Annotated in this window: 21 protein-coding genes; 8 read left to right on the forward strand and 13 right to left on the reverse strand. The window is 69.7% G+C overall.

The window, feature by feature from the left end:
* From ODJ79_RS00365 to soxR, 6 genes are all read right to left on the reverse strand, one after another.
* Complete coding sequence (locus tag ODJ79_RS00365) at positions 1–336, reverse strand: rhodanese-like domain-containing protein (protein ID WP_263021224.1); 336 nt, start codon at positions 334–336, stop codon at positions 1–3.
* Positions 337–346: 10 nt separating this feature from the next.
* Complete coding sequence (locus ODJ79_RS00370; RefSeq protein WP_263021225.1) at positions 347–1,417, reverse strand: LCP family protein; 1,071 nt, start codon at positions 1,415–1,417, stop codon at positions 347–349.
* 68 nt (positions 1,418–1,485) lie between these two features.
* Positions 1,486–3,156, reverse strand: coding sequence for a cation acetate symporter (locus tag ODJ79_RS00375; RefSeq protein ID WP_263021226.1), 1,671 nt, complete (start codon positions 3,154–3,156; stop codon positions 1,486–1,488).
* Positions 3,156–3,494, reverse strand: a complete 339-nt coding sequence (locus ODJ79_RS00380; protein ID WP_263021227.1) for a DUF485 domain-containing protein — start codon at positions 3,492–3,494, stop codon at positions 3,156–3,158. Before ODJ79_RS00380 ends, ODJ79_RS00375 begins: the two co-directional genes overlap by 1 nt.
* 121 nt (positions 3,495–3,615) lie before the next feature.
* Positions 3,616–4,131 carry a flavin reductase family protein gene (locus ODJ79_RS00385; protein WP_263021228.1) on the reverse strand — a complete coding sequence of 172 codons (516 nt, stop codon included), beginning with the start codon at positions 4,129–4,131 and terminating at the stop codon, positions 3,616–3,618.
* Between the two features lie 36 nt (positions 4,132–4,167).
* Positions 4,168–4,611, reverse strand: a complete 444-nt coding sequence (gene soxR / locus ODJ79_RS00390) for a redox-sensitive transcriptional activator SoxR (protein WP_317620620.1) — start codon at positions 4,609–4,611, stop codon at positions 4,168–4,170.
* A gap of 43 nt (positions 4,612–4,654) precedes the next feature.
* Here soxR and ODJ79_RS00395 point away from each other — a divergent pair, with 43 nt between their 5' ends.
* Both ODJ79_RS00395 and ODJ79_RS00400 read left to right on the forward strand, forming a co-directional pair.
* Positions 4,655–5,338, forward strand: a complete 684-nt coding sequence (locus ODJ79_RS00395; RefSeq protein ID WP_263021230.1) for a thiamine pyrophosphate-dependent enzyme — start codon at positions 4,655–4,657, stop codon at positions 5,336–5,338.
* A gap of 8 nt (positions 5,339–5,346) precedes the next feature.
* Positions 5,347–6,216, forward strand: a complete 870-nt coding sequence (locus ODJ79_RS00400) for a transketolase family protein (RefSeq protein WP_263021459.1) — start codon at positions 5,347–5,349, stop codon at positions 6,214–6,216.
* Positions 6,217–6,261: 45 nt separating this feature from the next.
* Here ODJ79_RS00400 and ODJ79_RS00405 read toward each other — a convergent pair whose 3' ends face one another.
* Positions 6,262–6,699: a hypothetical protein gene (locus ODJ79_RS00405; RefSeq protein ID WP_263021231.1), complete on the reverse strand. Its 438-nt coding sequence runs from the start codon at positions 6,697–6,699 to the stop codon at positions 6,262–6,264.
* Positions 6,700–6,810: 111 nt separating this feature from the next.
* On the opposite strand from ODJ79_RS00405, the gene ODJ79_RS00410 reads away from it, so the two are divergent.
* Positions 6,811–7,227, forward strand: coding sequence for a PH domain-containing protein (locus ODJ79_RS00410; RefSeq protein ID WP_263021232.1), 417 nt, complete (start codon positions 6,811–6,813; stop codon positions 7,225–7,227).
* 43 nt (positions 7,228–7,270) lie between these two features.
* On the opposite strand, the gene ODJ79_RS00415 is transcribed toward ODJ79_RS00410, so the two are convergent.
* Entirely contained in the window at positions 7,271–10,240 is a 2,970-nt protein-coding gene (locus ODJ79_RS00415; RefSeq protein ID WP_263021233.1) for a discoidin domain-containing protein, read from the reverse strand.
* A gap of 384 nt (positions 10,241–10,624) precedes the next feature.
* On the opposite strand from ODJ79_RS00415, the gene ODJ79_RS00420 reads away from it, so the two are divergent.
* Positions 10,625–11,797: an MFS transporter gene (locus ODJ79_RS00420; RefSeq protein ID WP_263021234.1), complete on the forward strand. Its 1,173-nt coding sequence runs from the start codon at positions 10,625–10,627 to the stop codon at positions 11,795–11,797.
* Positions 11,798–11,865: 68 nt separating this feature from the next.
* On the opposite strand, the gene ODJ79_RS00425 is transcribed toward ODJ79_RS00420, so the two are convergent.
* Positions 11,866–12,777 (reverse strand): rhomboid family intramembrane serine protease, encoded by a 912-nt coding sequence (locus tag ODJ79_RS00425; RefSeq protein ID WP_263021235.1) that lies wholly within the window; start codon positions 12,775–12,777, stop codon positions 11,866–11,868.
* 15 nt (positions 12,778–12,792) lie between these two features.
* Complete coding sequence (locus ODJ79_RS00430) at positions 12,793–13,326, reverse strand: peptidylprolyl isomerase (protein ID WP_263021236.1); 534 nt, start codon at positions 13,324–13,326, stop codon at positions 12,793–12,795.
* Positions 13,327–13,530: 204 nt separating this feature from the next.
* On the opposite strand from ODJ79_RS00430, the gene ODJ79_RS00435 reads away from it, so the two are divergent.
* Positions 13,531–14,082 carry a hypothetical protein gene (locus tag ODJ79_RS00435; RefSeq protein ID WP_263021237.1) on the forward strand — a complete coding sequence of 184 codons (552 nt, stop codon included), beginning with the start codon at positions 13,531–13,533 and terminating at the stop codon, positions 14,080–14,082.
* A 106-nt stretch (positions 14,083–14,188) separates the two neighbouring features.
* Here ODJ79_RS00435 and eccB read toward each other — a convergent pair whose 3' ends face one another.
* The 3 genes from eccB to ODJ79_RS00450 form a co-directional block, all read right to left on the reverse strand.
* Positions 14,189–15,592 carry a type VII secretion protein EccB gene (gene eccB / locus ODJ79_RS00440; protein WP_263021238.1) on the reverse strand — a complete coding sequence of 468 codons (1,404 nt, stop codon included), beginning with the start codon at positions 15,590–15,592 and terminating at the stop codon, positions 14,189–14,191.
* Positions 15,593–15,648: 56 nt separating this feature from the next.
* Positions 15,649–16,770: a magnesium and cobalt transport protein CorA gene (locus tag ODJ79_RS00445; protein WP_263021239.1), complete on the reverse strand. Its 1,122-nt coding sequence runs from the start codon at positions 16,768–16,770 to the stop codon at positions 15,649–15,651.
* A 108-nt stretch (positions 16,771–16,878) separates the two neighbouring features.
* On the reverse strand, positions 16,879–17,973 hold the full coding sequence (locus ODJ79_RS00450; RefSeq protein ID WP_263021240.1) for a PLP-dependent aminotransferase family protein: 1,095 nt from the start codon (positions 17,971–17,973) through the stop codon (positions 16,879–16,881).
* 123 nt (positions 17,974–18,096) lie between these two features.
* On the opposite strand from ODJ79_RS00450, the gene ODJ79_RS00455 reads away from it, so the two are divergent.
* The 3 genes from ODJ79_RS00455 to ODJ79_RS00465 all read left to right on the forward strand — a co-directional run bounded on the left by ODJ79_RS00455 (position 18,097) and on the right by ODJ79_RS00465 (position 20,673).
* Positions 18,097–18,828 (forward strand): phosphocholine cytidylyltransferase family protein, encoded by a 732-nt coding sequence (locus ODJ79_RS00455; RefSeq protein WP_263021241.1) that lies wholly within the window; start codon positions 18,097–18,099, stop codon positions 18,826–18,828.
* Positions 18,816–19,877 (forward strand): iron-containing alcohol dehydrogenase family protein, encoded by a 1,062-nt coding sequence (locus ODJ79_RS00460; RefSeq protein WP_263021242.1) that lies wholly within the window; start codon positions 18,816–18,818, stop codon positions 19,875–19,877. Before ODJ79_RS00455 ends, ODJ79_RS00460 begins: the two co-directional genes overlap by 13 nt.
* 127 nt (positions 19,878–20,004) lie before the next feature.
* The gene (locus ODJ79_RS00465; protein ID WP_263021243.1) at positions 20,005–20,673 is read left to right on the forward strand and encodes a CDP-alcohol phosphatidyltransferase family protein; all 669 of its coding nucleotides are present in this window, start codon (positions 20,005–20,007) and stop codon (positions 20,671–20,673) included.
* Positions 20,674–20,679: the final 6 nt, after the last annotated feature.

The following is a 20,679-nucleotide window of genomic DNA, read 5'->3' on the forward strand; positions in this document are numbered from 1 at the left end:
TCACAGCACCTGAGCCGGTTGCCCGTTCTCGCTGACGACCTCGCGGCCCGAGGCGGCCCAGAGCTGCATGCCGCCGTCGAGGTTGCGCACGTTGTCCCAGCCGTTGCCCATCAGGTAGGACACGACCTGGCCGGAGCGGCCGCCGGAGCGGCACACCACGACGACGTCCACGTCGGTGGGCACGTCGGCCATCCGCGCCGGGATCTGCATCATCGGCAGATGGTGGGCGCCCGGCGCGTGGCCGGCCGCCCACTCGTCGGGCTCGCGTACGTCCAAAAGGTAGGCGCCATCCGTGACCTCGCCGGGAGTCACGCTGGGAACTTGGGGTCCGAACACGGCTCTCAGCTTACGAGGTCGGCTTGGTGTGGTTCGCCGCCATCCAGGCGCTCATCTTGTCCTGGGCCACCGCCTGGTAGAGGGCGAGCGCCTTCTCCCGGTCGGAGACCACCACGGACTGGCCGGCGATCATGTCGCTGCCCTTGTTGGGGCTGGTGATGAAGGTGAGGTTGCCCCCGCGCAGGTCGCGGAACTGGACCGCCATGTCGGTGAGGGAGAAGTCCTGGTCGACGGTGACCGCCGCGGTCGCCGACTTGAGGAAGTCGTTGAGCTTGCCCGGGTTGGTCAGCGTGCCGGTGCTGGCCGCCTTGTCCAGGATGGCCTTGAGGAACTCCTGCTGGTGCTGCATACGGGCGAAGTCGCCGCGAGGGAACTGCTTGCGCTGGCGCACCCAGTCCAGGGCCTGTTCGCCGTTCATGTGCATCATGCCCTTGGTGAACACCCGGTGCGGCTTGTGGATCGACGTGATGGTCTGGTCCACGTACAGGTCGACGCCGCCGAGCGCGTCGGTGACCTCCTTGAAGCCGCCGAAGTCGATCGCCATGACGTGATCGACCTTCACGTCGGTGAGGCACTCGACGGTGTGCACGGCGCGCGGCAGCCCGCCGAACGCGAACGACGCGTTGATCTTGGCGCGGCTGCCGTCGCCGCACGCCGCGGTGTTGCTCTTCGGGATGACCACCCACAGGTCCCGCGGGATCGACACCAGCTGGGCCGTCTTGTGGTCGGCCGGGACGTGCATGAGGATCAGCGTGTCCGCCCGCCAGGCGTTGGCCTGGTTGTCCTTGGTGTCCGGGTCGCGGGAGTCGCTGCCCACCAGCAGGATGTTCAGCGCGCCCTTCACCTGCGTGGCCGGCCGGTCGCCGGTGAGCTGGGAGAAGGTGTCGGTGCGCTTGAGCTTGTCGTCGAGGTCGCTGGCGTAGCCGTACAGCGAGATGCCGGCGATGACCGCGATGATCAGCACGGCCAGGCCCCCGAGAAGGGCGATGCGGCCCCAGCGTGGTTTCAACCGGGGCCGCCTCGCCGGCGGTCGATCAAAGGAGGGCGGCTTCACCGAGGCTCGTCCGACGGTCGTAGACATGAACCCAGGTTACGGAGCAGGTGCCGTCATGCCTGGTGATCGACACTCCATAGGCACAAACGGGGGAGTCAGTGCGCTCCGTAGCCGGTGAGCGAGCGCACCTCCAGTTCGGCGTACTTCGCCGAGTCGTCCTCCTTCGAGAGCACCGTGCCGAGCCAGCCGCAGAAGAAGCCGAGCGGGATCGAGATGATGCCGGGGTTGTTGAGCGGGAACCAGTGCCAGTCTTGGTCGGGGAACATGGCCGTGGGCGAGCCGGACACGACCGGCGAGAAGAAGACCAGCACGACGGCGGAGGCGAGGCCGCCGTAGATGGCCCACATCGCCCCGGCGGTGTTGAACCGCTTCCAGAACAGGCTGTAGAGGATCGCCGGCAGGTTGGCCGACGCCGCCACCGCGAACGCGAGCGCGACCAGGAAGGCCACGTTCTGGCTCTGCGCCAGGATGGAGAGGAAGATCGCCACGGCGCCGATGACCAGGGCCGAGATCCGGGCGACCCGCACCTCGTCCCGCTCGCTCGCGGTGCCCTTCTTGATCACGTTGGCGTAGAAGTCGTGCGCCACGCTGGACGACGACGCCAGCGTCAGGCCGGCCACCACGGCGAGGATCGTGGCGAACGCCACCGCCGCGATGATCGCCAGCAGGACCGCGCCGCCGGTGTCCCCGCCGAAGTACTTGATGCCGAGCTCCTGGGCGAGTTGCGGCGCCGCGGTGTTGCCCGCCTTGTCCTGCGCGGTGATCGCCTTACCGCCCACCAGGGCCGCCGCGCCGAAGCCGAGGGCCAGGGTGAACAGGTAGAAGGTGCCGATGATGCCGATCGCCCAGAGCACGCTCTTGCGGGCGATCTTGCTGGTCGGGACCGTGTAGAAACGGGTCAGGATGTGCGGCAGGCCGGCCGTGCCGAGCACCAGCGCGATGCCGAGCGAGACCAGGTCCATCTTGCTGTAGAAGGTCTCCACGGCGGTCGCCTTCTCCACGCCGTACCGCAGGCCCGGCTCGAGGAAGGCCGAGCCCTTGCCGGACTGCGCCGCGGCGTCGCCCAGCAGCGTGGACAGGTTGAACTTGTAGTGCACGAGCACCAGGAACGTCATCACCAGCGCGCCGATCATCAGCATGAACGCCTTGACGATCTGCACGTACGTGGTGCCCTTCATGCCGCCGACCACCACGTAGATGATCATCAGGGCGCCGACCAGGATGATCGTGGCGACCTTGGCGGTGTCCGCGTCCATGCCCAGGAACGTGGTGCCCGGCTTGATCCCGAGCAGCAGCGACACCAGCGCGCCGGCGCCGACCATCTGGGCGATCAGGTAGAAGATCGACACGACCACGGTGGAGATGGACGCCGCCGAGCGCACCGGCCGCTGGCGCATCCGGAACGCCAGCACGTCGGCCATCGTGTACCGGCCCGAGTTGCGCAGGAACTCGGCGACCAGCAGCAACGCCACCAGCCAGGCGACCAGGAAGCCGATCGAGTACAGGAAGCCGTCGTAGCCGAACAGCGCGATCAGGCCGGCGATGCCCAGGAAGGACGCGGCCGACATGTAGTCGCCGCTGATCGCCATGCCGTTCTGGAAGCCGGAGAACTGCCGGCCGCCGGCGTAGTAGTCGGTGGCGGTCTTGGTCTGGCGGCTCGCCCAGATGGTGATGCCCAGGGTGATCGCCACGAAGATCAGGAACAGCGTGATGGTCAGTCCACGGGTGGTGGACGCGGAGGCCTCGGCCAGCAGGTGCGAATCCATCACTCAGCACCCTCTTCCATCTTGTTGCGGATGCTGTCGGCGATCGGGTCGAGCTCGCGGTTGGAGTAGCGGGCGTAGTACCAGGCGATCAGGAAGGTCGACACGAACTGGAGAAGCCCGAAGACCAGGGCGACGTTGATGTTGCCGACGATCTTGGTGCTCATGAAGCCGCGGGCGTACGCGGACAGCAGCACGTACAGCAGGTACCAGAGGAAGAACGCCGCGGTCATCGGGAAGATGAAGCTGCGCAGCTTGTGGCGCAGGCGCTGGAAATCCTCGGATTTCTGGACGTTGAGGTATCTCTCGGTGGAGGACTCGGAAGGTACTTCTGTCGTCACCGGGATTCACCGCCTTCGGTGGGGACGAGCGGACTTTCGGGCAACGTACGAAGCCCTCCGCCCCGGTGACCGCCGCCGGTCGCCCTCTGCGCCGAGTGGTGGTCTGAGTGCGCCGAGTAGGTCAGCGGTATCGCCCGCGGTAGTGGATCAGGGGTTCCTCCGCGCCATCCAGGGTGACCGTTTCCAGCACGCCTTCGACCAGCAGCGCCCAGCCGCAGTCGCGGCTGCTCGCCAGCCGGCACCCGGCCCAGGCGCCGACGTGCGCCGGCACCGGGCCGTACTCCGTGGGCGACCACGAGCCGGTCGCGAAGAGTCCACCCGGCGCCGGCATCAACCCGGCAAATCGGTCGGCCAGCTGCCGGTCGCCCTGGCCGAGCGGCGCCACCGCGAAGCGGCCGGTCGATTCCACCGCCGCCCAGAGCTCGCTCTCCTCGTCGATCAGGCCGAGCACCCGGCCGGGATCGCCGTCGGCGACGAGCATCGACGACACAGTCAGTCCGTACGGTCCTGGGGCGGTCCAGAGCGTGACCGAGGCGGCCAGCCTGCCGCGTAGCCGCCGGACCGGGGACCGGTCCTGTTCGGGGGTGGCGAAGGGGTCGCTCGAGTGGATCCGGCCGCCGGGCGCGTCAGGTGTCACGAGGCCATTCTGGTCGGTCGGCGGACCGGCGTGCGGTCAGTCCGGCGGGTTGACGATCATCTGCGGGCCCGTGCCGCGGGCGCCGAGGCGGTCGGCCGGGTTGATCAGGTTGCAGCGTTGCAGGGAGAGGCAGCCGCAGCCGATGCAGCCGGTGAGCTGGTCGCGCAGCCGCTGCATGAGCAGGATGCGCTCCTCCAGCCTGCCGCGCCAGCGGGCGGAGAGCCGCGCCCAGTCCGCCTTGGTCGGGGTACGGCCCTCCGGCAGCTCGGACAGCGCCTCGCGAATCTCCTCGAGGGACACTCCGACCTGCTGGGCAATCTTGATGAAGGCCACCCGGCGCAGCTCCGAGCGCAGGTACCGCCGTTGGTTGCCGGCCGTGCGGGTGGAGCGGATCAGGCCCTCGCGCTCGTAGTAGCGCAGGGCCGAGGTCGCCACGCCGCTGCGCGCTGCGAGATCGCCGATCGCGAGGGTCTCCATCACATCCCCTTGAGTTGAAGTTCACTTCAAGTTGCAGCCTATCGGCATGACAGTCACAGCACCCGCGACCGAGGGGATCCGGGCCCTGGTCCGGCGGATCAGCGGGGACGAGAAGCACGCGCCCAGCTCGTACTCGACGCTGGACGTGCTCTGGGTGCTCTACGACCGCGTTCTGCGGATCGATCCACGGAAGCCCGACGAGCCGGACCGCGACCGGTTCCTGCTCTCCAAGGGCCACGGCCCGGCCGCCTACTACGCGGTGCTCGCCGCGAAGGGGTTCTTCCCGGCCGACTGGCTCGACGACATGGGCGGCTGGGACAGCCCGCTCGGCAACCATCCGGACCGGCTGCTCGTGCCCGGCGTCGAGATCGGCACCGGCTCGCTCGGCCACGGCCTGGGCATCGGCGTCGGCGTGGCGCTCGGCCTGCGCGCCCAGGGCCTGCTCGACCCGCGCGTCTTCGTGCTGCTCGGCGACGCCGAACTGGACGAGGGCGCCAACCACGAGGCGATCGCGTATGCCGCGGCCACCCGGCTCCCGATCACCGCCATCGTGATCGACAACCAGTCGGCCACGCACGGCTGGCCCGGCGGGATCTCCGCCCGCTTCCCCGGCTGGATCACCGCGGTGATCGACGGCCGGGATCACGACCTGATCGAGCGCGCCCTGAGCCGGCGCCACCACGACCGGCCGAACCTGGTCGTGGCCACTGTGGAACCGAAGCGAGGCTGAGGCAGATGATGCGGGAGACGTTCGTCGCCACCACCACGGCGCTGCTGGACGAGGATCCGCGGACCGCGCTCGTGCTCGCCGACATCTCGGCCGACGCGTTCGAGCCGGCCCGGCGCCGGCACCCGGACCGGGTGCTCAACGTCGGCATCCGCGAGCAGCTGATGACCGGGGTCGCCGGCGGGCTCGCGCTGACCGGGCTGCGGCCGTACCTGCACTCCTACGCCCCGTTCCTGGTCGACCGCGCGTACGAGCAGATCAAGCTGGACCTGGGGCACCAGGATGCGGGTGCCGTGCTGGTCAGCATCGGCGCCTCGTACGACGGCGCCGCCGAGGGCTACACCCACCAGTCGCCGGGCGACGTCGAGCTGCTCGACACGCTCGAGGGCTGGACCGTGCACGTGCCGGGCCACCACGACGAGGTGGCGCAGCTGCTCCGGGACGCGGCCCGGCACGACGACCGGGTCTACCTCCGGCTCGCGCTGCAGGAGAACTCGCGGGCGTACCCGGACGGCGGGCGCCTGCGGGTGCTCAAGCGGGGCGGTCCGCTGGTGGTCGCGGTCGGCCCGATGCTGGATCCGGTGCTCGAGGCGACCCGCGACCTGGACGTGACCGTGGCGTACACGAACACGCCGCGCCCGTTCGACGCGGAGGGGCTGCGTGCGCTCGCCGACGGCGAGGTCGTGCTGGTCGAGCCGTACCTGTCCGGCACCTCGGCCCGGCAGGTCGCCGAGGCGCTCGGCGGCCGCCCGCATCGGGCGCTGCACCTGGGCGTCGGCCGCGACGAGGTGCGCCGCTACGGCAGCTGGGCGGACCACGCGCGGGCGCACGGCCTCGACGCGGCGGGCCTGCGTACGCCGATCATGGAGTTCCTGTGGTGAGCCGGGCCGGCTCCTGCTCGTCAGGGCGGCGCGGCGAACCGGGGCTCAAGCGACAGCGGCTCGGGGCGCCCGGAACACGTGCTCCAGGTGCGAGTCGAAGCGCCAGACCGCCTCGGGCTCGGCAAGCCGCAGCCGGAAGCGCTCACGCACCCCGTCCACCGCCGTCGCCGCCAGCTCGACGGCCGAGCGGACGTGATCCGGCGCCCAGGTCACGTTGCTCAGGTGCCGGAGATTGGCGTTCAGGTGGAGCCGCAGGCGATGGAAGACCTTGGTCTCCTGGGTGACGACCAGGCGGCGGTAGGTGAGCAGCAGCATGTACTCGCCGGCCAGCGGCGTGTCGGGCCGGTAGCAGCGGCTGACCAGCACGGTGGTGTCGTCCGGATCGACGCAACGGCGGAAGACCGGCATGTGCCGGCTCACGGTCGGGATGGCCACGCCGGCTTCGGCGGCGGCGGGCAAGAACGTACGGGAGAACACGTCCATGTGGCGTTCAACGCGGACCCCGCCGGTGAGGCATCGGGCAACGCACGATGAATGTCGGATTACAGCCTCAAGATGATCGTTGCGTCGTCATGCCGCTGCCATAGTGGGTGCATGCAGTGGCGCGTCAAGCCGGTCCTGCCGGTCACCAAGCTGATGGGCGCGGTCGCGATCGTGGTGCTGACCGTGGCCTTTGCCGGTAACGACCCGATCCGCTGGGCGATTGCCCTGGTCGTGGCCCTGGCGCTGGCCGGGTGGGCGCTGCGCGACCTGGTGGTGCCGGTCCGCCTGGCGGCGGACGCGTCGGGCGTCACGGTGGTCGCGGGATTCGCCCGCCGCCGGCATCTGCCCTGGTCGGCCGTCGAGCGCGTACGCGTGGATCGACGCACCCACCGCGGCCTGCGCTCGGAGCTGCTGGAGCTGGACACCGGCGATGCGATCTATGTGTTCAGCGCGCACGACCTCGGTGCGCTCCCGGAGGACGTGGTGGTCGCCCTCGCCGACCTGCGTTCCGACTCGGCCCCGGCCTGAGCCCCCGACAGCCGGCGCCGGCTTTCGGCCGGCGCCGGGTCGATCAGTTGGTGATGTGCACGATGTGGCCGACGCTGGGCACGCCCTTCGAGTTCAGGGCGAAGAGCATCCAGTAGCCCGGCACCGCGACGCCCGGATCGGCCGGGATGGTCAGCCGGTATGTGCCGTTCTCGTTGATCGTCAGCGGCAGCGAGAGGCGCCGCTGATCGGTGTCCACCGAGTGCGTGGCCGTGCCCATCCGGACGATGGCGAACGACGTGACGGCGCTGCCCGTCGTCACGTTGAAGCCATCGCCGTTCTTCAGGCTGTCCGGCGCGTCGGTGATCTCCGGGCGCTCGGCGGCCGAGCCGTCCGCGTTGAGCAGGTACGGCGGGGTGAAGATCTGCCCGTCGAAGTGGTTCGTGGCGCAACCGGTGCCGCAGAGGCCGCCGCCGCCGGTGAACACCCGGCCGTCCGGCAGCAGCAGCGCGACGCTGTGGTACGTGCGCGGCACGGCCATCGTCCCCATGGTGCTGAACTGCCCGGAGGTCGGGTCCCACAGCTCGGCGTTGAGCACCGCGGTGTTGTCCGAGAACGGCACCGCGTAGTTCTCGCCGCCGATCACCAGCACCTTGCCGTCCGGCAGCACCACGCTGTTCTGGAACGCCCGGGTGTTCGCCATCGACCCGACCTTCCGAACGCTCACCGTGCCGTCGTCGTTGATGGTGAGCAGGTGCGCGTCGGCGGTGGCGTCGGAGTTGTTGTAGCTCGGCGAGCCGCCCAGCGTGAGGATCTTGCCGGTGTCGAACATGACGGCGCTGCCGTTCATCTCGTCGGCGTCGCTGCGGGTGCCGGCCGCCGAGACCGAACCGTTGCCGTCGATCGAGTACCAGTTCATCGCCTTGCTCGGGCCGGCCTGGAGGATCTTGTCGCCCTTCCAGGCGAACAGCCAGGCGTGGTTGTCCTTGCGGTAGTCGCCGAGCGTGTTGCTGTCGTTGGTCAGCATCGGCACCACGTTGGCGCCGGGCAGCGCGTGCCAGCCGGCGTCGGCCGACCAGACCTCGCCGGCCTTGTGCGGGTTGCTGCCGGTGCCGCCGACCGGGCCGCTCCACGAGCCGCCGATGGTGAACACCTTGCCGCTGCCGAGGGTGACGCTGGCCTGATAGCCGCGGCCGGTGGTCATGTTGCCGCCGTCGGTCCAGGCGTCCGTGGCCGGGTCGTAGATGCTGGTCTTCTGATTGTTGTTGCCGCCGGTGACGATCACCCGGCCGTCCGGAAGCACCGAGATGCCGGGGCAGAACATGTCGTGCCCGGTCTCGGTGACCGTCCGCTGGGTCACCACGCCGGTCGCCGGGTCGAAGGTGGCGGTCAGGGTGCGGAGGCCGTTGCCGCCGGAGAACGTGTCCGGCGCGTACGCCGACCAGGTCAGCACCTTGCCGTTGGGCAGCAGCGCGGCGGCGACCGGGATCAGCGGGAAGCCGACCGGCGCGCTCCATGTGCCGCGGTTGGGCGAGACCGAACCGCTCGCGCCGAAGATGAACAGCTCGGAGATCGAGGTCCACGGGCCGCGGTTGCCGGCCTCGGTGGTGGCGGTGAACCGCAGGTACTGCGCGTCGACCGGCGGGAACACCGCGGTCTGCGGGGCCGCGCTGTCGCCGAACTTCCCGGCGCTGATCCGGGTGCTCCAGGTCTTGTTGTCGGTCGAGGTCTCGATCTTGAACGAGCCGGGTCGGCCGTTGGCGTTGGTCGCCGGGCGGGGCTGATAGAGCAGGCCACCGACCGCCTGGACCTTGCCCATGTTCACGGTGATCCAGTGCGGTAGCGGCTTGGCCGGCGCGGGCGAGTACTGGCTGTGCCAGTACGTGGCGTTGCTGTTGTCGAGCGCCTTGCTGGCCGGGTCGTTCTCGGTCGTCGTCTCCTGCGAGTCAGCGGTGGCCGTCCAGCCGGTGCGGGGCAGCGCCGGGTTGTCCCGGCCCAGCACGTTGAACTCGGCGGCGCTGCTCCACGGGCCGCGTTTGCCGGCCTCGCTGGTCGCGGTGAGCCGGACGTATCGGGCGATCTGCGACGGGATCGTGACCGTCTGTGCGGTCTTGAGGTCGCCGAACTGGCCGGTGACCGACTGCGGCGCCCAGAGCGTGCCGTTCATGCTGGTTTCGATCTTGTAGCTGCCGATGTTGCCGTTTTTCGACGAGTCTTGGCGCGGCAGGTAGCTGAGGCCGGACACCAAGTAGTACTTGTGCATGTCGATGGTGAACGTGTGCGGCAGCGGCTTCGGCGGGCTCGAGCTCCAGGCCGAGTGCCAGATCGTCGCGGTGTTGCCGTCGATCGCGTTGACCGCCGCGTTGGCCGCTCGCGCGGTCTCCTGGCTGTCGGCCGTGACCGTCCAGCCGGTCCGTGGCAGCGCCGGGTCGGTGCCGCCGAGCAGGTTGATCTCCGCGGCCGAGATCCAGCTGACCCGGTCGCCGGCCTCGCTGAGCACGCTGAGCCGCACGTACCGGGTCACCGTGGTGCCGATCGTGACCGTCTTGACCGTGTCGTCGTCGGCGAACGTGCCGGTGGCGACGTTCGTGCTCCACTTCGCGCCGGAGGCGACGTTCGTGCTCCACTTCGTGCCGTCGTCGCTGATGTCCACCCGGTACCGGCCGATGCGGCCGTCGGCGCCGTCGGAGGGCATGTAGGTCAGGCCGCTGAGCGCGATGCGGTTGTGCGTGTCGATGGTGATCGAGTGCGGCATCGCCCCGGACCCGCTCTTCCACGAGGTGCCCGCGTTGCCGTCCAGCACCCGCTCCGCCGCGCTCGCCTCGCTGTCGGCGGTGATCGTCCAGCCGGTACGGGGCAGGGGCGCGGCGGTGGTCACCGCGACCGGCACGGCCTCGGGCATGATGTGCCCCGCGTGCGGGTCGGCGGTGGCCGGCTGGACGCCCTTCGCGCTGTCGCTGCCGGCCTGCTGGTGCAGGATCACCGCCGCTGCGGTGAGTAGGGAGAGAACCGACGTGGCGGCGACTCGGGACCAGTGGTGGCCGCGCATACGCATGCTTGGATCCCCCATGAGTGGCTTGACCTGAGCCCAGCCACTCAACGCGGAACCTACTCGCGCGTACATCGACCAACCGACATGGAATATCGCCCGTACGGCCTAGTTGCTTCGGTCGGCTGATCATCCATAGTGGCGCGGTGCACGGCCACAAATCGCACGTATGGGTTTAAGCCGGATTTAACGCGCCCACCGCTTTGGCATTCGGCAGGGCTTTAGCCTGGATAGCGGCTATTGCCGGGAGTGCGGAAACCGCGTATCGATTTCGTCACGCCGGTCCCGCCGCTGGTCGGATGGCCGACCGACAAGTCCGGATATTCCACACAGGACCCGATCTTGAGCGACGCTCGCCCCGGTACCGCTTTAACGTGTAAGTTCGAGGGCGTGACGACCACCGACCTCCCGCGGGTGGAGCGGGCGAAAGTCGCGGTCGCCGTCACCTTCGCCACCAACGGGCTCGCTCTCGGCGGCTGGCTCGCCCGCGCGCCCTCCGTGCGCGACGCCCTGCACCTGAGCGCCGCCGGTTTCGGACTGCTGCTGCTCTGCCTCTCCGCCGCCGCGATCCTGGCGATCCCGGCGGCCGGGCCGGTCGTGCAGCGGATCGGCCCGGCGCGCACCATCCTGCTGGCCGGCGGCACCATGGCGCTCGGACTGACCGGGCTCGGCACCGGCACGCTCGCCGGTGCCACGCCGATCGCCGTGGCCGGCCTGATCCTGATCGGCGCCGCCAACAGCTGCTGGGACGTCGCGATGAACGTCGAGGGCGCCGGCGTCGAACGCCGCCTCGGCCGCACGATCATGCCGCGTTTCCACGCCGGCTTCAGCCTGGGCACGGTGCTGGGCGCCGCGGTGAGCGCGCTGGCGGCGGCCTCCGGCGTGCCGATCTGGGCGCAGCTCTATCTCACCGCGGCGCTCACGGCGGCGGTGACCTTCCCGACCGTACGCAGGTTTCTTCCGCACCCGCCGCCCGGCGGCCACGCGCGACCGGTCAGCGTCGGCCAGGCGTGGCGCGAGCCGCGCACCATCCTGATCGGCCTGATCATGCTGGGCTTCGGCTTCGCCGAGGGCACGGCGAACGACTGGCTGGCGATCGGCCTGGTCGACGGCTACCACGCCGGCGAGACGGTGGGCGCGATCGCCTACGGCACGTTCGTCACGGCGATGACCCTGTCGCGCCTCTTCGGTGGCGCCGCGATCGAGCGGTGGGGCCGCGTGCCGGTGCTGCGGGCCACCGCGGTCAGCGGCATGCTGGGCCTGCTCGCCGTGGTCGCCGGCGTCGGCGTGCCGATGGCCCTGCTGGGCGGCCTGCTCTGGGGTGTCGGCGCCTCGCTGGGATTCCCGGTCGGCATGAGCGCCGCCGCCGACGATCCGCTCCGCGCCGCGATCCGGGTGTCGGTGGCCGGCTCGATCGGATATGGCGCCTTTCTGGCCGGTCCACCGCTGATCGGGGTGCTGGCCCAGCATTTCGGCGTCCTGCACGCCATCCTTTGCGTCCTGGGCGCCCTGACGATCGGGCTGCTCGCCTCGGGCGCCGCCAGGCCGCTGCCGCCGGACTGACCGAGCCGCAGCGGGTGGTGCCCGGCCGCCTCAGCCCAGCAGGGCCGCCTCAGCCCAGCAGAGCCGCCTCAGCCCAGCAGGGCCGCGGTGCGGACCAGCGACGCGACCACGAGCAGCACCAGGACCGCGGTGCAGCCCGCCACCTGGAACGGCGTGCGGCGCGTGGGTGGGGCGTACGCAAGGATGAGGCCCACGACGCCACCCGTCACCAAGCCGCCCAGATGGCCCGCCACGGAGATGTGCGGCACCGTGAAGGTGAAGAGCAGGTTGATCACCAGCAGCGGGATCAGGGCGCTGATGTCGAGCTTGAGGCGCCGATTCACGATGATGATCGCGGCGAAGAGGCCGAAGATCGCGGTCGAGGCGCCGGCGGCACCCTGGTTGGGCGGGGTGAACAGATAGGCCGCGACGTTGCCGCCCAGGCCGGCCAGCAGGTAGAGCGCCACGAACCGGGCCGGGCCGAGCCGGGCCTCGAGGTAGCGGCCCAACTGCCAGAGGACCCACATGTTGAGCAGGATGTGCAGCACGCCGTAGTGCAGGAACATCGCCGTGAACAGCCGGTACCACTCGCCGGCCGCGATGCCGTGCACCGGGCCGCCCTGGTAGTAGGGGGCGTAGCCGAGCACTTCGCCCCACAGGGTGACCGGCGTGGAAGCGCCCAGCATGCCGAAGAAACCGCCGGAGCCGCCGAGGGCCCGGGCGCCGCCGGACAGGGCCGAGATGACGAAGACCAGCGCGTTGATCGCGATCAGGATGCGGGTCGCCAGGCCGGCCTGGCCGACGCGGCTGCCGCCGAAGGCGGTCCGCGCCGGCCGCTGCGTGCGTCGGCCCTCCGCTACGCACTCCGGGCATTGGTGACCCACCGACGCGTCGTGCATGCAGTCGGGGCAGATCGGCCGCTCGCAGCGGGCGCAGCGAATGTAGGTCTCCCGCGACGGATGCCGGTAGCAACCCGGTGCCGTCGAGGGAGCCCCACTCATGGGTTCAACAGTACGTCAGTCCTGCACTCGCTCGATTTCCACACGCTCGATGACCACGTCCTCGACCGGGCGGTCGCCGGGGCCGGTCTTGGTGGTCGCGATCGAGTCGACGACCTTCGCCGACGCCTCGTCGGCCACCTGGCCGAAGATGGTGTGCCGCCGGTTGAGGTGCGGGGTCGGCGCGACCGTGATGAAGAACTGCGAGCCGTTCGTGCCCGGTCCGGCGTTGGCCATCGCGAGCAGGTACGGGCGGTCGAACTGCAGCGCCGGGTGGAACTCATCGGCGAACTTGAAGCCCGGGCCGCCGCGGCCGGTGCCGGTCGGGTCGCCCATCTGGACCATGAAGCCGGCGATGACCCGGTGCGAGATGGTGCCGTCGTAGTACGGCGTGCCCTTGCCCTGTTGCCCGGTACGCGGGTCGACGTAGTCCTTGCTGCCCTCCGCGAGCTCCACGAAGTTGCGCACGGTCGCCGGGGCGTGGTCCGGGAACAACTGGAGCCGGATCGGGCCGTGGTTGGTGTGCAGGGTGGCGTAAAGCTTCTCGGCCACGGGTGACTCCTGTCTGTGTCGCGGTCGCCCCTGGCGTACCTCGAAGGGGCGATGGGACAGTTCGTTTTGTAATTCGGATCCTCCCCCATGTGTCAGATCCGGCCACGCCGGGGTACCTGTTGAGGGCACCATGACGTGGAAGAGAACCACAGGAGGTGGGCACTGGTGTTCGCAACGATGCGCCGCAGGAGCCGCAGCCGACGGATGAAGAACGAGCTCGGCCAGAGCGTCGACCACTTCAAGCGCGCGGCGTCGCTCGCGGCTCAGGAGACCAGCGCGACGGTCGGACCGAAGCTGCAGACGGCGGTCGACAAGATGCAGCCGGCGGCCGTGAAGGCCAAGGATGCCGCGTCCAGCGGCTGGGACAGCGCCCTCGCGACGCTGACGCCGCTGGTCAACTCGACGACCGGCAACGTTCGGCAAGCGGGCAAGATGAGCAGCCGGCAGGCGAAGAAGGCTGCGAAACAGAACAAGAAGTACGCGAAGCAGCTGCGCAAGAAGGTCGACAAGCGGTCGGACCGGCACCGCGGCTCGCGCCTCGTGGGCTACGCGCTGATCGGCACGGCCATCGGCGTCGGCGCCGGCTACCTGACCAAGCGTCGCCGGGCCGCCCAGTGGGACGAGTACGACCCGATCACCCCGATCGGGTCGGCGCAGGTCGGCGGGGCGGACGACGCGGCGTTCGAGCCGGCCGAGCCCTCGTCGTACACGACGCCGAACGGCACCCTGCCGGATACGGCTCAGCACCCCCGGTAACAGGCGAAACATCGTCCGGGCGGACGCCGGTAACGGCGATCCGCCCGTCGGTGTGCTTTCTGGGCGCCGGCCCGGCTTACTTGGGCTTACTGGGCGCCGGCCCGGCCTACTGGGCGCCGGCCCGGCGAGCCACCGCCGGGTCCAGCGACGGGCCGCGCGGCACCATCGAGACCAGCTGGGACGGGATCTGTGGGATCTTGGCGCCCGCGTACCCGAGCTTGGTGATCAACGACCGGTTGGCCAGCGGAAAGCCGCGGCCGGTGTCGGTGATCAGCACGACCGTGCTGCTGTCGGCCGGCGCGCCGGGCGACGGGGAGAGCGACGCGAGGACGCCCTTGCCGCGGGCGATGTGCACGAAATCGGCGATCTCGACGCTCCCCGGGGTGTCCGCCCCCGGCGTGACCTTGGTGGCGCCGGTCGGCACGGTCGGATCGATCCGCAGGCCGTCGCCGGCCTTCGGGTCGACCGGCAGCGTCATGCACGCACTGGCCGGAGTGCCTTCGTGCAGCTTCGGCACGTCGTACGGCAGAGCGTTCGGCTTGCCCACGTCGGTGATCTTCGTGGCGGACCGGTGAAGCTGGCCGAACTTGTTGGCGATCGCCCGCGGCACATCGACCCCGGGCACGGCCTGGAGCAGCTTGGCCTGCATCGGGGTGATGTCGGCCATGCCGTCGGCCAGGATCATGCCGAACTGGTTGCGCGAGTCGGTGACCAGGTCGCCGACCTGGAAACCGGCGAGGACGGAGTCGGCGCCGCGGTCGGCGGGCAGGGCCGGTGCGGTCAGCTCATTGCCGACCGGGATGGCGTTCTCGAAGGCGTCGGAGACCGGCCACGGGTCCTTCGAGGCCCAGTCGAGCACGCTCAGCGTCGCGATCAGCCGCTCGCTGGGGATGTGAAACCGCTTGTTGCCCGAGACCAGCCAGACCCGCCCGCTCTGGTCGCGGATCAGCAGCGCCTCGCCGGACTTGGCCGCGACCGTGCCGTCGGTGAGCTTGTCGCCGATCAGCAGGATGCTGCGCGCCGGGTTCTCCTCACCGCGGTTGTCGGTGCAGACCGACCAGCGCTCGGTGAGCAGCGAATCCTTCGCCGGTAGAGAGTCGGGCGCGCCCGGGATGCCGAGGGTGGCGCCGAGGTCGACGGTGGCCAGCTTCGCCGACGAGATGCTCTGCAACTCGGGGGTGTCGGAGTCGGTCAGCAGCAGGCCTGAGGTGTAGTTCAGCACCGGATGCAGGCTTCTGTCCGATTGGAGGAAGACGAACCGCGCGCCGGTGCCCTTCTCCTGAAACACGACCTTCGTGTCTTTCGGGTTCGCACTGCTTTGTCCGGTGAGGACACCGTAGATCGTGGCGCCGACCACCGCGAGGCTCGCGATCAGCAGGCTGACCAGAGCCGTCGTGCCGGCCCGGCGCAGCGGCGAGCGCGACGGGTCGGGGTCGTGCGTGACCAGCGCGGCCACCACCCGCTGCAGCGAGTACTGGTACGAATGAAGCTGATCCTGACGCGACGGCACCCTGTCACTCTAGGTGGCGAAGTCGACGGTCAGGGGCCCGCCGGCTGCCGGATGCCTCACAGCCAGCCATTGCGGCGGAACGCCCGGTAGAGCAATACGGAGACCAGCAGCGTGATCGCCCACCAGGCCGGATAGCTGTACAGCCATTTCAGTTCCGGCATATGTAGGAAATTCATGCCGTAGACGCCGGCCGCGGCGGTCCAGACGGTCGCGATACCCGCCCAGGCGGCGATCTTGCGCATGTCGTTGTTCTGATCGACGGTCACCTGGGCCAGCCGCGCCTGGAGGATCGAGTTGAGCAGGTCGTCGAAGGAGGAGACCTGCTCGACCGTACGCGTCAAATGGTCCTGAACATCGCGGAAGTACTTGCCGATCCGCTTGGGCACCAGGGCGACAATCGTGGCGAGCGGGCGCTGCAGCGGCACCACGGCCCGACGGAACTCCACCAGTTCCCGCTTCATCTGATAGATGGCCTGAATCGGGCTGGCGGCGCCGCGGGAGAAGACGCCCTCCTCGATGATGTCGAGATCGGCCTCGACCTGGTCGGCGACCATCATGTAGTGGTCGACCACCCGGTCGGTCACCGCGTACGCCACCGCCCATGGGCCCTGCTCGAGCAGCGCGGCCCGGGTGGTCTCCAGGTCGGCACGCACCGAACCGAGCTCGGAGGCGTCGCCGTGCCGGACGGTGATCACGAACTGCTCGCCGACGAACACCATCATCTGGCCGGTCTCGACGACCTGGGACGTCTCGGTGATCTCGTGGTGCGGCACGTACCGGGCGGTGCGCATGACCAGGAAGTGCACCGTGCCGAAGTTTTCCAGCTTGGGGCGCTGCTCGGCCTTGACCGCGTCCTCGACGGCGAGCTCGTGCAGCCCGTACGTCTGGGCGATCTCGGTCATCTCGTCCAGGCCCGGCTCGTGCAGGCCGAGCCAGACGAAACCGTCCTCGTGCGAGCAGGCCACCCGCAGCGCCTCGTCCGGGCTGAACCGGCCGGCCAGGCGCTTGCCGGCCACGTACACCCCGCAGTCGACCACCGAGCTCGCGGTGCGCTGGTGACCGGCGCCGTCGGGAGCCTCGTCGATCGTGCCGCGGAAGCGGTTCATGGCCCGTACCGGAACGGCAAAGGCGCGTTGCAGCGGCTTCGGCCGGCTCGTGCCGGGCTCACGCTCGCTCATGATGACCTCCCCAAACCGCATGACGGGCCCGCAGCAGGCTAGCTCAGCGGCAGGACAGGCCCTAGCGGCCGGACGCGATCAAGTGATCTCGTCCGGCCGGTCGGACACCTAGGCCCGGACCTCGTCGATGGCCGCGGCCAGGCGCCGGACACCCTCGTCGATCTGGTCGACCGTGACCGCCGAGAACGCCAGGCGAACCGAGCTCTTCCCGCCGTCGAGCAGGAAGTCCGTCCCCTTGACGATAGCCACGCCCTTCTTCATCGCCGCCGGGAAGAGTTTGTCCACGTCCACGTCGTCGGGCAGGTCGACCCAGAGGAAGTAGCCGCCGTCGGGCTCGGTGAAGGTCGCGCCGGGGATGTGCTTGCGCAGCGAGTCGGCGAGGACCGTGGCGCGCTCGGCGAGCGCGGTGCTGACCGTGCGGACGGACCGCTCGATGTCACCGGAGACGCAGAACTGATGGACGATCGCCTCGGACACCATGCCGGGCGAGATGTACAGGTTGGTGGCCTTCTTCGCGATCGCATCGATCAGCGCGGCCGGGCCGACCAGGTAGCCGACGCGGACGCCGGGGCAGACCGTCTTGGTGAAGCTGGACGCGTGGACCACCGCGTTGTCACTGTCCATCGACAGCATCGAGGGCAGGGCGTCGCCGCGGAACCGGATGTCCACGTACGGGTCGTCCTCGAAGATGGTGAAGCCGTACTCGACCGCGAGGGCGAGCAGGTCGCGCCGCTTCTGCTCGGACAGCGTGATGCCGGCCGGGTTCTGGTAGTTCGGGATGATGTGCGCGAGTTTGGGGCGTACGCCGGACTCCAGCAACGCGCGCAGCTCGTCGGTGTCGATGCCGTCCGGACGCAGCGTTACCTGATGCACCTTCGCGCCCAGGTTTTGCAGGCCGAGCAGCGTGCGGTCGTAGGTCGGCTTCTCGACGACGACCGTGTCACCCGGCTGGACGAGGTGGTTGAACAGGAAGGCGTCGGCCTGGAGCGACCCGTTCGTCACGATGACCTGATCGGCGGAGACGCCGTGCTTCTCCGCGATCCACTTGCGCAACGGCACATAACCGACGGACGTGCCATAAGCGGTCATGCCAGCGGGGTCGGCGTCGAAGGCTCGCGCGGCGGCGGCCTTCAGGCCCTCGACGTCGATGATGTCCAGCGACGGAGCGCCACGGGCGAAGGAGATCAGCTGCTCAGCGGTCATGCCCAGTAGCTTACGAGGGGCCTCTATAGAATTTTCCGGTGCCTCGGGCCGTCCGGTTCCTGGGATACCGATGGTTATCCTCGCGAGGCACCATTGCGCGCAGCCCTGGACAGGAGCCATTACATGATCGGACTCGTACTCGCCGCGGGCGCCGGCCGCAGGTTACGTCCCTACACGGACACCCTGCCCAAGGCGCTCGTCCCGGTGGACGGCGATACCACGATCATGGATATTTCGTTGCGCAACCTGGCCGCGGCCGGACTCTCGGACGTGACGATCGTGGTGGGCTACTGCGCCGAGGCCGTCGAGGAACGCGTTCCGGCCTTCCAGGAGAAATACGGCGTCAAGATCAGCCTGGTGCACAACGACAAGGCCGAGGAGTGGAACAACGCCTATTCCCTCTGGCTCGCCCGTGACCACTTCGAGCAGGGCTCGTTGATGGTCAATGGCGACACCGTGCATCCCGTGAGCGTCGAGCACACCCTCCTCGCCCATCGTGGTCCGAGCATCCTGCTCGCCATCGATAATCTGAAGAGGCTGGCTGACGAGGAGATGAAGACTGTCTTCAATGCAGATGGACAGCTCGCCAAGATTACGAAGCTGATGGAGCCGGCCGACGCCTTCGGCGAGTACATCGGCGCCAACATCATCGAGCCGTCGGCGGCCGGCCGGCTGGCCGACGCGCTCAAGGCGACCTGGGAACGCGACCCGAACCTGTACTACGAGGACGGTTTCCAGGAGTACGCGAACCGCGGCGGTGAGGTCCGCGCGGCCACCATCGGCGAGGTCAGCTGGGTCGAGGTGGACAACCACGAGGACCTCGCGAAGGCGCGGGACATCGCATGCCGCTACTAGCCCGCACCATCCAGACGCCGCTGCACTTCGAGGTCCGTCGCGGCGCGGTCGCCGACCTCGCGCGCATCCTTGCCGACGGCCGGATCTCCGCGGGCGGTGACGTCGCCGTCGTGGTCGGCCCCGGTCTCGGTGAACGGGTGGTGAACCTCATCCGTCCGAACCTCGGCTCGGCCGACGTCTACACCACCGCCGGCGGCACCCTCGACGCCGCGCTCGAGCTCTCCGCGAAGCTGCGCGCCCGCAACTACGACGCGGTCGTCGGCATCGGCGGCGGCGCCACGATCGACACCGCGAAGTACGCGGCCAACCGCTGGGGCATGCCGATGATCTCGGTGGCCACCAGCCTCGCCAACGACGGCATCGGCTCCCCGGTGGCCAGCCTGATCAATGACGGGATCAAGGGCTCGTACGGCGTGCACATCCCGTTCGGCGTGATCGTTGACCTGGACTTCGTGGAGACCGGTCCGGACCGGGTCAACCGCGGCGGCATCGGCGACGTGGTCAGCAACATCAGCGCGCTCGCCGACTGGGAACTGGCCCGCGAGATGCGCGGCGAGCCGGTCGACGGCCTGGCCGCGTCGCTGGCCCGGATGGGCGCCGAGGCGATGCTGACGATGCCGGGGGACATGAGCGACGACGCGTTCGTCATCGTGCTCGCCGAGTCGCTGATCTCCAGCGGCCTGGCCATGGCGGTCTGCGGCAGCAGCCGGCCGGCCAGCGGGGGCTGCCACGAGATCATGCATGCCATCGACTCGCTCTTCCCGGGCACCGGCTCCCACGGCGAGCTGGCCGGACTGGGCGCACTGTTCTGCACGTTCCTGCGCGGCGACGAGCGTCGCTTCGCCCAGATCGCCGACTGCCTGGGCCGGCACCAGCTGCCGCGCCTGCCGCAGGACGTCGGGCTGAACGCCGAGCAGTTCGTCGAGGCGGTGTCGTTCGCGCCGCGTACGCGACCCGACCGCTTCACGATCCTGGAGCACCTCGCCATGACGCACGACGAGATAACCCGAAAGCTGGCCGAATATGTCGAAGCCGTCGAAGAGCGCTGACCCCGGCCATGGCCCGGTGAACCCGCCGCCCGCTCCGGGTGCCGGGTCCGAGCCGTCGGCGTCCGCCGGCGTCCGGGGTGGTTCCGCACACCTTGCGGGTACGCCGACGGCAGCCGACTATTACGCCGTGAATCGCGGGGGCGGTCTGTTCAGCGAGGCGTTCAGCCAGCGCATCGGTGCCCGGATCGCGGTGGGTGCGCACAAACGTGGCCTGGCCCCGTCCGTGCTGACCGTCTTCAACCTGGGCCTGGGCTGCCTGGTCTCGTTCGTGGTGATCGCCACGGCCGGTCCGGTGGCCGACGGCCGCGTCTGGGCCTGGCCGATCGGCCTGCTGGCACTGGTCGGCTGGCAGTTGGCGTACGCGTTCGACTGCTCCGACGGCCAGCTCGCCCGCGTCACCCACCGGACCAGCGTGGCCGGCGGCCGGTTGGACGTGCTCTGCGACGTCGCCGTGCAGATCTCGCTGGTCTCGGCGCTGGCGGCGACCGCGAAAGCGCAGGTCGCCGACACTCCCGCCTGGCTGCTGGCGGCGTTCGCCGGCACCTGGATGGTCAACCTGGTGACGTCGGTGATGCAGGGCGGCGAGCAGGCGGCCAGCATCGTGACCAGCCGGTCGCTGCCGGTCCGCCTGGTCAAGCTGGTGCGCGACTACGGCGCGGTGGTCGCCCTGGCCGGCCTGGTGCTCACCGTCGCGCCACAGTGGACGATCTGGTTCGTGGGTTTGTTCACCCTGGTCAACGCCGCGTTCCTGGCGGCGAGCGTGGTCTTCTCGGCCCGCCAGGCATTGCGCGGCTGAGCCTTT

Origin of the sequence: Actinoplanes sp. KI2 (assembly GCF_025630775.1) — a bacterium.
In the GTDB taxonomy this organism is placed as follows: Bacteria; Actinomycetota; Actinomycetes; order Mycobacteriales; family Micromonosporaceae; genus Actinoplanes.

Bases quoted from the DNA above. Each gene is read 5' to 3' on its own strand.
- ODJ79_RS00370 (WP_263021225.1), bottom strand. From the start codon at position 1,417: ATGTCTACGACCGTCGGACGAGCCTCGGTGAAGCCGCCCTCCTTTGAT.
- ODJ79_RS00375 (WP_263021226.1), bottom strand. From the start codon at position 3,156: ATGGATTCGCACCTGCTGGCCGAGGCCTCCGCGTCCACCACCCGTGGA.
- ODJ79_RS00395 (WP_263021230.1), top strand. From the start codon at position 4,655: ATGACAGTCACAGCACCCGCGACCGAGGGGATCCGGGCCCTGGTCCGG.
- ODJ79_RS00400 (WP_263021459.1), top strand. From the start codon at position 5,347: ATGCGGGAGACGTTCGTCGCCACCACCACGGCGCTGCTGGACGAGGAT.
- ODJ79_RS00405 (WP_263021231.1), bottom strand. From the start codon at position 6,699: ATGGACGTGTTCTCCCGTACGTTCTTGCCCGCCGCCGCCGAAGCCGGC.
- ODJ79_RS00410 (WP_263021232.1), top strand. From the start codon at position 6,811: ATGCAGTGGCGCGTCAAGCCGGTCCTGCCGGTCACCAAGCTGATGGGC.
- ODJ79_RS00415 (WP_263021233.1), bottom strand. From the start codon at position 10,240: ATGCGTATGCGCGGCCACCACTGGTCCCGAGTCGCCGCCACGTCGGTT.
- ODJ79_RS00425 (WP_263021235.1), bottom strand. From the start codon at position 12,777: ATGAGTGGGGCTCCCTCGACGGCACCGGGTTGCTACCGGCATCCGTCG.
- ODJ79_RS00435 (WP_263021237.1), top strand. From the start codon at position 13,531: ATGAAGAACGAGCTCGGCCAGAGCGTCGACCACTTCAAGCGCGCGGCG.
- ODJ79_RS00445 (WP_263021239.1), bottom strand. From the start codon at position 16,770: ATGAGCGAGCGTGAGCCCGGCACGAGCCGGCCGAAGCCGCTGCAACGC.
- ODJ79_RS00450 (WP_263021240.1), bottom strand. From the start codon at position 17,973: ATGACCGCTGAGCAGCTGATCTCCTTCGCCCGTGGCGCTCCGTCGCTG.
- ODJ79_RS00455 (WP_263021241.1), top strand. From the start codon at position 18,097: ATGATCGGACTCGTACTCGCCGCGGGCGCCGGCCGCAGGTTACGTCCC.
- ODJ79_RS00460 (WP_263021242.1), top strand. From the start codon at position 18,816: ATGCCGCTACTAGCCCGCACCATCCAGACGCCGCTGCACTTCGAGGTC.